Raw genomic sequence first — 10,395 nt, 5'->3', positions numbered from 1 at the left:
ACGGGTACAACGCCACGCCGCATGGATGCGGCGGCAGACTCAGCGGGCGAAGGCCAGGGAGGGCTTCGCTCACGGGTACAACGCCACGCCGCATGGATGCGGCGGCAGACTCAGCGGGCGAAGGCCAGGGAGGGCTTCGCTCACGGGTACAACGCCACGCCGCATGGATGCGGCGGCAGACTCAGCGGGCGAAGGCCATGGAGGGCTTCGCTCACGGGTACAACGCCACGCCGCATGGATGCGGCGGCAGACTCAGCGGGCGAAGGCCATGGAGGGCTTCGCCCGCGTGAAGCTACCGCGGACTCGGCACGGGCAAGAGCTCGATTGGCTCCGGTCCGGTCGCGGCCGATGGCGCGCCGTCGGCTGCCACCGGCTCTTCGCCCCCCACCAGCACGCTACGAGTTCCGTCAGCGCCGATGTCGTCGCGCGATTCGGCGACAGCCGGGCGCGGCGACTGCGCTGGAAACTCGAGCGACGCCGCAGCAGCAGTCTCTGGTACGGGAGCGACGGGCATCGCGGGGCGCGTCTTCGGGAGCGCCGACAGCATTCGCGGCGGGGACGGTGCCGGGATCCGGGCGAGCGGAGGCGTCGTTGTGACTGCTGCCGGACCCGGGGGCACGATAGCCGGTTCGACACCGACGGCGCCGGCTGCACTTGGCAGCGGAACCAGGACGACGCGGGGCGCGCCCGGCGGCTGCGACGCGGCGATGATCCCCTCGAGCGGCACTCCCGCGCGGAGCATGCGCCTCACGGTGGCGGGGCGCGGTGGCGGGGGCACGGGAGCGACAGGAGCGATCGCCTCGACGCGAGCGCCCGCGCGCTCGGCGCGGGCCTCGGCGATCGCCTGGCGGGCGTAGGCCCGTTCGGCGATCCGCGTCGTCACACGCTCGGAGCGCGGCGGCAGCGCCGACGCGGGCGGCGCTGCGAGCACGAGCAGCGCCGGTGCGATCAGGAGGGGAACGATCGAAATCGTCGTCTTCATCGAGGTTTCCTCAGTCATCTTTGGCCAGGTCGGAAGGACCACCACCCGACCGCCACCACCTTATTGTTGGCGCGCAGGAGAAAAACCTGCAACTTTTCGGCCGTGCCACGACGGTCGCCAGTCGCCACCACGTGGCAGGCGTCTCCCGGATTCGGCGGAGGGCTGGATCGAGGTGACGCACCGTGGTCGTCCGCAGATCCCCGCCTGGGAATTGTTTTCCGCGACCGCGGTGTAGCATACGACTCCGACGAATGGGGGGCGGGTCCCCTGAGGGCACTGCACGACCTGCGGAGGTGACTGATGGCAGCCGACTCGAGCCAGCAGTACGAGGTCCGCGAGCTCGGCGTCGGCGGCATCCTCGACCAAGCGATCCGGATCGTCCGCGATCACTTCGGCCCGCTGTTCAGGATCGTCCTGCCGCTGCTGGCGTTCAACCTGGTCTTGGGCCTCGTCAATGTCTTCGTCACGCCTGCCGTCAGCCCCGATGCGAGCCCCGAGGAACGCGCCGCGGCGGTCGCCGCAGCCCTGCCCACGACCCTTGCCTTCACCGGCGCGCAAGTGATTGGCGCCTTGGTCATCGGCTCGTGGATCAACGCCGCGCTGATGCACTTCGTCGCGCAGAAGTACCTCGGCCACGCGATCACCCCGGGCGCCGCGCTGGCGCGCGGCTGGCGGCGCTTCGGCCCGGTGGTGTGGACGACTTTCCTCGTCGGTGCCACGATCAGCATCGGCTTCCTGTTGCTGATCATCCCCGGGATCTACTTCAGTTTCTGGTACCTGCTTTCCCAGCAAGTGACCGTCGTCGAGAACATCTCCGGATGGCAGGCGATGAAGCGGAGCCGGGCGCTGATGAAAGGTTCGATGAACACGGCGTTTCTCGTCCTCCTCGTGCTCGGAATCCTCGGGTTCGTGGTCGGTGGCGGAGCGGGTCTGCTGGGAAACCCGTACCTGATCACCGGCGCGACCGTGGTCCTGCAGTCGATCCTCACGCTGGTTTCGCTGACGGCCCTCGTGGTCCTCTACTTCTCCTGCCGCTGCAAGGAGGAGAATTTCGACCTCGAGCACGTGGCCGCATCACTCGGCGCCGAGAGCCCCGCCGTCCGCTTCGGGGACGACAGGGCGTCGATCCCCGCTGAGTTACCATCCACCCGCGACAGCGGCGCCCGATGATCCCAGCGTGGGGAGCGTGCGCGACGCTCGGGGGAAACGAACGTGCCAGTCGTGCCCAGCCCCGGTCCGACCGCCGACGCCGACACGATCCGCCGCGCCGCGGCGGAGGTCCTCGCCGGCCCGGGCTTCCGGCTTGACCGCGGAGGGGGCGACCCGGAGCGATCGCTGCTCATGGAGCTGTTGCTCCGCGTGCTGGCCGCGATCGTCGATGCCTTCCGGTTCCTCCAGGGACTGCCGATCGTCCTCCGTCTGGCGGTGGCGGCGGTCCTCGTCGCGATCCTGGCATTCATCGTGTGGCAGATCGTGGTCTCGATCCTGGCTCTGTTCGGCAGCCGGCGCGCACCTCTGCCCATGGGCCGGGCACGGGCGGAACCGGTGCGGCCCGAGGACCTCGAGGCAGCGGCCGACGACGCCGCCCGGGCCGGCGACCTCGTGACGGCCGTTCGGAGGCTGTTCCTCGCGGCGCTGCGGCGCATCGAGATCGCCTCCAAGCCCCTGCCGCGCGGGCTCACCGACCGCGAAGTGCTCGCACGCACCGCCCGTAGCCCTCTCCACGCCCCGCTCTCGGGATTCGTCGACACGCTCGAGCGGGCCTGGTACGGCGACCGCCCGTGCACGCCGACCGACCTCGAATCCTGCCGCCAGCACCACCGGAGGATCGTCGACCTGCTCGCTTCCGGAGCGAGGGTCGGGTTCGCCGACGGTCGCGGGCGCCAGGGCAGCGTGACACCGCTCTCTGCCGAAATCCGCACGGAGGCGACGGCCGATGCCCTCTCCCCGTAGCGCGATCATCGCGGCACTGGCGCTGTTCGCGATCGCGCTGGCGACAGCGATCCTGTCGACGCTGGCGCCCCCCGATTCCGGTGGCGTCGGCCGCGACTCGTTTGGCGTCGAGGCGCTCGGCCAGCGTGGGATCTTCGACACGCTGGCGGCGCTCGGCATCCCGGTGGACCGGCGCACCGCCCCGCCGCTGCCCGACCTGCCCCCGGCGACGCTCGTCCTGCTCGCCCCGTCGCCGTCGATCGTCGGATTCAATTCGCGGTACCTGGCCGGACTCATGCCCTGGATCGAGGCAGGGGGTCGGATCGTCGTCGCCCCCGCCCCTCCGACCGCGCCGGAGCCCGGTGACCAGGCGCGACGGGGCCGCGACCAGGTCAAACCGGTGGACGTGGCGACGGCCCTCGGCCTCGAAGGTCTCGTGGTGGTCGACGCCGGTCCGGCGGCAGGCCGCGATCGGCAGGGACCGGACGAATCGCTCGCCGGCCGGGGACGGCGCGTACTCGAGGGCATGCTCGGCGGCGGCACGCGCCTCGAAGCCTGGCTCGACGACGTCGCCTGCACCGGCGCCTGGGCTGGCGCTGGGCCCGACATCCGCCGGATCGCCCTTCCCGTCGGCCGCCGGCTCGGGCTCGAGTACGGCGACCACCGAGCGGTGGCGACGCTCGAAATCCCCGACGGTTCCGCGGAGGAGCTTTCCGGCGAGGAGCCGGCCTCACCTGCACCGCGCGTGATCGCCGCCGCCTTTTCCCGCGGGGCGGGCTCGATCGTCGTGGTCGCCGACCCGGCGCTGTTCGCGAACCGGTTCCTCGGCCAAGCCGACAACGCCATCGCCGCGGTGCGCCTGCTGGCCCCCGGCTCCCAGCCGGTCGTGTTCGACGAGTTTCACCATGGCCTCGGCCCCCGCGGCCAGCCGATGTGGTTGGTGACGCGCCCCGGGTTCGGCCCCGTCGCGGCGGCACTTCTGGCGACGGTGCTGCTGGTCGTGTGGCGGCAGGGCACGCGTCTCGGCCCGCCGATCGCCGACCGGCCCGTCGATCGACGCGGCATCGGCGAATACCTCGACGCGATGGGAAACCTGCTGTCGCAGGGCGGGGGCGACCCGCGCGCGATCGTCATCGACGTCCGCGCCGGGATTGCCCGCGAGCTCGCCCTCCGTGCGGGGCTGCCGCCGGAAGAGGCTGACCTCGACCGCCTCGAAGCCGCCCTCGCGCGCCGCGATCCTGTCCACGCTCATGCCGCGGTCGGCACCCTCCGCGACGTCGACCGCTTCCTTGCCGAAAGCCGCTGGACGACGGCGCGGACGCTCGAAACCCTGAGGAGATTGACGCAGTGTCTCTGACCCAGTCGCTCGCGCGGATCCGCGCCGAGCTCGCCAAAGTCGTCTACGGCCAAGACGAGGTGATCGACCTGTCACTGGCGGCACTGTTCAGCTGCGGCCACGTGCTCCTTGAGGGTCCACCGGGTGTCGCCAAGACGCTGCTGGTGCGCTCGATCGCCGCGGCGCTCGACCTCGACCACCGCCGCATCCAAATGACCCCCGATCTGCTCCCCAGCGACGTGACCGGCTCGAGCATCTACCGCGACGACACGCGCGTGTTCGAGTTCCGCCGCGGACCGATCTTCACCAACCTGCTGTTGGCCGACGAGATCAACCGCGCCTCGGCGCGCACCCAGGCGGCGCTCCTCGAAGCGATGCAGGAATTGCAGGTCACCTACGACGGCACGCGCCACCCGCTCCCCGAGCCGTTCCTCACGTTCGCGACCCAGAATCCGATCGAGCAGGAGGGCACCTATCCCCTTCCCCTCGCCCAGCTCGACCGTTTCATGTTCAAGGTCGTCGTCGGCTACCCCGCGCCCCAGGCCGAATTGCAGGTCCTCAAGGAGCACCATGCCTCGGCGGGACTGGCCGCCCCCGAGCGGGCCCGCATCGAGGCCGTGACCGGCGCCGCCGACATCCTCGCGGCCCGGCAGACGATCCGCGAGACGTTCGTCCGCGACGAGGTGCTGGCCTACGTCCAGCAGCTCGTCCAGGCGACGCGCGACCATGACGACCTCGAGGTCGGTGCCAGCCCGCGCGGCGGCCTGATGCTGCTCACCGGGGCCAAGAGCCTGGCCCGGTTCCGCGACCGCGACTACGTGATCCCTGACGACATCCAGGCGGTGTTCGTCCCGGCGCTGCGTCACCGCGTCGTGCTGGCGCCCACGGTGGAGCTCGAGGGCACCTCGGTCGACGAGGTCCTCCGCGACATCCTCGCCACCGTCGACATCCCGCGCTGAGGGAACCCGTGAGTGCCGCCCAACCCCCGTCCCCCGCCGTGACGCTGCGTCCCGGCCGTCGGCTGGTCGCCGCTGCGGCGCTGGCGATCGTCGCCTCCGTACCCGGGTTCTTCGTGCCGGGCTGGGGGTGGCTCGTCGCCGCCGCCGCCGTTGGCCTGGCGCTGCTGGCGATCCGCGACGGCCGGGCCGCGGCGCGGGCCGTGGCCGGCGTTCGTGCACGGCGCCGTCTTCCGGCCGTGGTCGGGCGTGGCCTGGAGTTCACCAGCACCGTCGTCGTCTCCGGTGACGGTCCCCTGCCGCCTCTCGTGATCCGCGACGTCCACCCCGCCGACTGCCTGCCCGAGTGGCACGAAGCGGCGCTCGCCCCCACGGCGGGGTCCGGCGCCGAACGCGCGGTGGCCTGCCGGATTCCGCGCCGTGGCCGCCATCCCTTCGGACCGGTGTGGGTCCGCCTCGCCGGCCCGCTCGGCTTGCTCGAGGCGCAGCGCGTCGTCGAGTGCCCGGGGACGATCGAGGTGCTCCCCGAAACGTTCGCCTCGCGCGACGAGTTGATCAAGGAAACCGGTGCCGCCGTCCTCCTCCTCGACCGCACGCTCCGTTCGCGCGAGATGGGTGCGGGAACGGAGTTCGTCTCGCTCCTCCCGTTCCGCGACGGCGACGATCCGCGCCGGATCGACTGGCGGGCGACGGCCCGCCATGGGGCTCCGGTCGTGCGCCGCTTCCAGATCGAGAAGCACCGCGACGTGATCATCGCCCTCGACCGGGGCCGGTTGATGGGCGCGGCGACCGGCACCGGCACAAAGCTCGACGGCACGGTCGACTCGGCGCTCAACCTGGCGCGCGTCGTCCTCCAGGGCGGCGACCGCTGCGGTTTGGTGTCGTTCGACGACCGGATCCGCGGCTACCTGCCCCCGGTCGCCGGCCCGCGGGCGCTGTCGCGCCTCGTCGAGACTGCGGCGTTGCTGGCATGCGATTACCGTGAGACCGACTTCCAGACGCTGTTCACCGAGCTCCAGCGCCGCGTCACCAAGCGCTGCCTGGTCGTCGTCCTCACCGACGTCGGTGATCTCGAGGCGTCGCGGACGCAGGTGGCGGCACTCGCCCGGCTGGCACGGCGTCATCTGCTGCTCCTGGCGGCCGTGCGCACGCCGCTGCTGCGCCGCGTGACCCGAACCCCTGCCGAGGATCTCGCCGCCGGGGCCCGGCAGGCGGTGGCGTTCGGCTTGCTCCGCGACCGTGGGCGGGCCTTGGCGGCGCTGGAGCGCGACGGGATCCATGTCCTCGACGTCGAGCCGGGGCAGTTGACCGTGCCGCTGATCAACCGATTCGTGGAGCTGCGCGGGCGGAACCTCCTCTGAGGCGCCCCGTCTGCGCCGCCCCGGCCGCCGGTCAGTCGGCGACCCCGGCGCGACGCGCCGCGTCGGCCGACCGCTCGAGCAGCGCGCCACGGCCGAAAAAGACCGCCCAAAACAGAGCGCTGGCCGCGGCGAACGCGAGGCGCTGGTTCGTCGTCAGATGGCTCTGGCGGAGGTAGCTCTCGAGCACCGCTGCCGCCACGAGCAGGAGGGCGATTCCGATGCAGGTCGCCGCTGCCTCGCGCCCTGCCCGGGCCAGTGCCGTCCAGCGTGAAACCCGCCCGGGGTTTACGAAGGCCGCGCCGATCAGAAGGCCGACACCTCCGCAGAGGATCACCGCGAGGATCTCCGTGATCCCGTGGGGCAGCAACCAGGCCCAGGTCTCGGCGCGGAGGCCGGGGCGGTCGTGGATCGCGACGAACGACCCGAGGTGGAGCCCGTTGAAGAGCATGAGGAACACCGGCGGAATCCCGGCCAGCGCCCCTCCGACCATCGCCAACAGGCCGACCTTGAGGTTGTGTTGGAAGAGCATCGAGGCGAAGCCGAACTTCTCCTCGGCGCCGTCGTCGCGCCCGTGGCGCAGCACGGCCGCGAGCTGCTCGTCGGTCGCGCCGGGCTGGCGCGGGTCGCCGTCGGCCCACAGCGCGTGGGCGACGACCGGGTCGGACCGCGACGCCCCGAAACCGATCCCGAGGCCGGCGAGGAACAGCAGCGCCGAGAGCACGTGGAACCGCCAGTGGCGGGCGACGCAGCGCGCGAAACCGTCGGCGAGGAACGTGCCCGCCCCCGCCCACAGGGAGCGGCGCCGCGGCCGGTAGATGACGCTGTGCGCGGCGGCGACGAGGCCGTGAAGATAGGCGGTGAGCGCCGGGTCGTCGCCGCGGCTGTCGATCCGCGCCATGCACGCCGCCGTGCGGCGGTACAGCGCGTCGAGACGGCGGCGGTCGGCCGCCGAGAGCCGGGCCGGCGACCGGCGGGCGACGCGTACCAGTGCCTCGAGCTCGTCCCATTCGGTTTTGTGGCGGGCGACGAATGCCTGCATACTGCCGCTCCCGGGGGCGGGCGGGCCGTGCGGTGCCCGGTCGCGATCCGGCCGACTTCAATACGATTCTCGGTGCACGCCCGGCCCCACGGTAGATCATCGTCCCCCGGCCCCGTTCCCGCCGCAAGGCGGCCCGCCCAGCATGACCGATGCCGTCGCATTCGACACGCCGGAGAACATCCAGGTCCGCTACCAGCCTGCCGGACTGGGGACCCGGTTCATCGCCTGGGTCATCGACCAGACGCTCGCCCTGCTCGTCGAACTGGGGCTGCTGATCGTCGCCCTGGTGACGGTCTCCTCGCTGGCGGCGTTCCGCGAATTCCGCGAAGACGCGGACCGGTCGATCGCGTATTTCGTCGGCCTGATGTTCGTGATCTTCGGCTTGGGAAACCTCCTCTACTACACGTTGTTCGAGCTGCTGATGCGCGGCCAGACGCCCGGCAAGCGCTGGTGCGGCCTCCAGGTCGTGAAGGCTGACGGCTTCGGTCTCGACGCCGGCGGGATCGTCGTCCGCAACATCTTCCGGCTGATCGATTCGATCCCGCTGACGTGGGTCGTGCCGCTGCTGTCCAAGCGCTCGCAACGTCTCGGCGACATGGTGGCCGGAACGGTGGTGGTCTCGGAGCAGCGTCCGAAATTCAGCGACCTCCGTGCGGTTCTGGCGCAACGCCCAGCCGGCGACGCGCGGTACCGCTTCTCGTCGGTCGCGCTGGCCCGCCTTCCCCGGCGCGATGTCGATGCCGTCGAGAAACTCCTCGAGCGCTGGGAGACCGTCGCCCCGGAACAGCGCACGAGCCTCGCCCGCCGGCTCACCGAGGCGATCGCCGCCCGCCTCGCCGTCGAACCGCCCCCAGCCGACGCGGAGCAGGCGTTCCTCCTCGACCTGCTGACAGCGGAGCTGCGCCGCCGCGAGCGCGGCCTCGGCTGACTGCGCCCCGCCCTGGGGAGCGTCACCATCTTCCCAGAACGCCGCGCCCGCCAGGGGCAAAGCAGTCGCCCCGGCATCTGACCGGTTCTCCACAGCGGTTCGACAAACCGGGCAAGACGGCGTCACCCCGGGGTTTCAGGCGATCGGGGGGCGACCGTTCCACGGGCCGCTTGCCCGGCCAATGCACCTTGCCCCGCGGTCCGATTGAACCGGCATCGGGACCTACCCCGCCAACTGCCAGCGGCGGACAAGGTGCCTCACGGGAAACAGGAGCACGAGCATGCGCGGCAGACGCGTGGCATTGTTGATCGTGGTGGGCATCGCCCTCGTCACGGCGGCGACGGCGCCGGGCCAGGAGAGCGACTTCGTCGCCGGGCCGGGACAGGTGGGCTCGTTCGAGCGCTTCGACCCGGTCCTCGTCGACGAGGTCTCGGAGGGCGTGATCCCCTCGGGGCAGGACTGGTTCCTGGTCGGCGAAGGGGAGCGGGGCCGCGTCTACGGCTGGCTCGACGGCGGCTTCGTCGGCAACTTCGGCAACCCGGCGAGCAAGTTCAACGGCCCCTACAACGCCGTCGACCGTGCCAACGAGCCGATGGCCAATCAGGTGTATCTGATCGGGGAGCGCCTGCTCCCCGAGGACGGTGTCGGCATCGGTGCCCGCACCGACGTCCTGTACGGCGAGGATTTCCCCCTGGCGATGTCACAGGGCTGGGAGGTCAATCCCGGCACGCGCGACTGGAACTCCGGAGAGTTTTACGGCCTGGCGATCCCGCAGCTGTACGGCGAGGTCGGGAGCCGCGATCTCAACATCAAGCTCGGCCACTTCTACTCGCTCGTCGGCTACGAAGGAGTGCCGGCCGTCGGCAACTTCTTCTACATGAAGTCCTACAGCTACCAGTTCGCCGGCCCGTTCACCCACTGGGGCGGACTCGTCAACTGGCGCGCCACCGACAACGTCGAGGTCAACGGCGGCCTCGTCAACGGCTGGAACGGGCTGGCGAGCCCCTACAGCAAGGCCAACTTCCTCGGCCGGCTGCGGGTCAAGAACGACTCCAACACGCGCGCCGCCCAATTCGCGATCATCACCGGCGACGAGGCCAACGACTTCTCGCCGTTCTTCCAGCCGCAGCCGCCGCTGATCTCGGCCAACCGCACGCGCTAAAGCCTGATCCTCGAGGCCCGGCCGACGGACAACGTCGAGTACGTGTTTCATCAGTGGCTCGGCACCCAGGCCGAGGGCCTCGTCGGCGGCGGCACGGCGCTGTGGACCGGCATCGACCAGTATCTCTACTGGAAGGTGAGCGAGACGTGGCGCTGGGGCGTGCGCTTCGAATGGTTCCAGGACACCGACGGCACGCGCGTCGGCCTCAATCGGCCGAGCAACCCCAACCACGTCCCGCTGCCGGGCAACTATTACTCGCTGACGATCGGGCCCAACTGGGTGCCCACCGGCAACTTCCTCGCCCGTCCGGCAATCCGCTGGGACTTCTTCGGCGGCCCCGACGGCCAGCCGCGGCGCCCGTTCAACGACGGTGCCAGCGACGACCAGTTGATGCTCGGCTTCGATCTCATCCAGAAGTACTGACTTTCGCGCCCCCGGGCCATCCATGGCCCCGGGGGCTTACGCAGGCGGAGGGACAGCCAAGGTGTCCCTCGCCTGCGGCGGTCGCACCTCCGGGCGACCGTGGCCGCCGCCAGTGGCGGCGGCGGGGGCGCGCTGGGTGATCCACAATCGGCGTGGAGGGGCTGCCCATGCCCCGGGAGCCGGCGTTCAGGCGACGAGCGGAGCCATGGATGGCGAAGCGAAGTCGACATCCGAGCGAGCGGAGGCATTGCCGAGGGAGCCAGGCTTCGCCTGGCG

The 10,395-nt window shown here is 71.2% G+C and carries 10 protein-coding genes; 8 read left to right on the top strand and 2 right to left on the bottom strand.

What is annotated here, in order from left to right; genetic code table 11:
* Positions 1–292: 292 nt before the first annotated feature.
* Positions 293–982: a hypothetical protein gene (locus FJ309_16365; protein MBM3956156.1), complete on the bottom strand. Its 690-nt coding sequence runs from the start codon at positions 980–982 to the stop codon at positions 293–295.
* Between the two features lie 300 nt (positions 983–1,282).
* Here FJ309_16365 and FJ309_16360 point away from each other — a divergent pair, with 300 nt between their 5' ends.
* From FJ309_16360 to FJ309_16340, 5 genes are read left to right on the top strand one after another with little or no spacing between them, the layout of a single operon-like run.
* On the top strand, positions 1,283–2,152 hold the full coding sequence (locus FJ309_16360; GenBank protein MBM3956155.1) for a hypothetical protein: 870 nt from the start codon (positions 1,283–1,285) through the stop codon (positions 2,150–2,152).
* Between the two features lie 42 nt (positions 2,153–2,194).
* The gene (locus FJ309_16355) at positions 2,195–2,935 is read left to right on the top strand and encodes a DUF4129 domain-containing protein (GenBank protein ID MBM3956154.1); all 741 of its coding nucleotides are present in this window, start codon (positions 2,195–2,197) and stop codon (positions 2,933–2,935) included.
* Entirely contained in the window at positions 2,919–4,271 is a 1,353-nt protein-coding gene (locus FJ309_16350) for a hypothetical protein (protein ID MBM3956153.1), read from the top strand. The genes FJ309_16355 and FJ309_16350 overlap by 17 nt, the downstream gene beginning before the upstream one ends.
* Positions 4,217–5,209 (top strand): MoxR family ATPase, encoded by a 993-nt coding sequence (locus FJ309_16345; protein ID MBM3956152.1) that lies wholly within the window; start codon positions 4,217–4,219, stop codon positions 5,207–5,209. Before FJ309_16350 ends, FJ309_16345 begins: the two co-directional genes overlap by 55 nt.
* 8 nt (positions 5,210–5,217) lie before the next feature.
* Entirely contained in the window at positions 5,218–6,567 is a 1,350-nt protein-coding gene (locus FJ309_16340; GenBank protein MBM3956151.1) for a DUF58 domain-containing protein, read from the top strand.
* A 31-nt stretch (positions 6,568–6,598) separates the two neighbouring features.
* Here the strand turns inward: FJ309_16340 and FJ309_16335 are convergent, their stop codons facing one another.
* Complete coding sequence (locus tag FJ309_16335) at positions 6,599–7,606, bottom strand: stage II sporulation protein M (protein ID MBM3956150.1); 1,008 nt, start codon at positions 7,604–7,606, stop codon at positions 6,599–6,601.
* Here FJ309_16335 and FJ309_16330 point away from each other — a divergent pair.
* The 3 genes from FJ309_16330 (at position 7,464) to FJ309_16320 (ending at position 10,119) form a co-directional block, all read left to right on the top strand.
* Positions 7,464–8,534 (top strand): RDD family protein, encoded by a 1,071-nt coding sequence (locus tag FJ309_16330; protein MBM3956149.1) that lies wholly within the window; start codon positions 7,464–7,466, stop codon positions 8,532–8,534. The two genes, FJ309_16335 and FJ309_16330, sit on opposite strands and share 143 nt — an antisense overlap.
* 280 nt (positions 8,535–8,814) lie before the next feature.
* Complete coding sequence (locus tag FJ309_16325) at positions 8,815–9,696, top strand: hypothetical protein (protein MBM3956148.1); 882 nt, start codon at positions 8,815–8,817, stop codon at positions 9,694–9,696.
* A gap of 3 nt (positions 9,697–9,699) precedes the next feature.
* Positions 9,700–10,119: a hypothetical protein gene (locus tag FJ309_16320; GenBank protein ID MBM3956147.1), complete on the top strand. Its 420-nt coding sequence runs from the start codon at positions 9,700–9,702 to the stop codon at positions 10,117–10,119.
* The last annotated feature ends 276 nt before the right edge of the window (positions 10,120–10,395 follow it).

The sequence above is a fragment of the Planctomycetota bacterium genome (assembly GCA_016872555.1).
In the GTDB taxonomy this organism is placed as follows: Bacteria; Planctomycetota; Planctomycetia; order Pirellulales; family UBA1268; genus F1-20-MAGs016.
Note: the sequence above shows the minus strand (reverse complement) of the source record. Positions and strands in the feature narration are given on the sequence as shown.

Excerpts from the sequence above, each read along its gene's own strand:
- FJ309_16335 (MBM3956150.1), bottom strand. The coding sequence starts at position 7,606 with ATGCAGGCATTCGTCGCCCGCCACAAAACCGAATGGGACGAGCTCGAG.
- FJ309_16325 (MBM3956148.1), top strand. The coding sequence starts at position 8,815 with ATGCGCGGCAGACGCGTGGCATTGTTGATCGTGGTGGGCATCGCCCTC.
- FJ309_16360 (MBM3956155.1), top strand. The coding sequence starts at position 1,283 with ATGGCAGCCGACTCGAGCCAGCAGTACGAGGTCCGCGAGCTCGGCGTC.
- FJ309_16330 (MBM3956149.1), top strand. The coding sequence starts at position 7,464 with ATGCACGCCGCCGTGCGGCGGTACAGCGCGTCGAGACGGCGGCGGTCG.
- FJ309_16350 (MBM3956153.1), top strand. The coding sequence starts at position 2,919 with ATGCCCTCTCCCCGTAGCGCGATCATCGCGGCACTGGCGCTGTTCGCG.
- FJ309_16365 (MBM3956156.1), bottom strand. The coding sequence starts at position 982 with ATGAAGACGACGATTTCGATCGTTCCCCTCCTGATCGCACCGGCGCTG.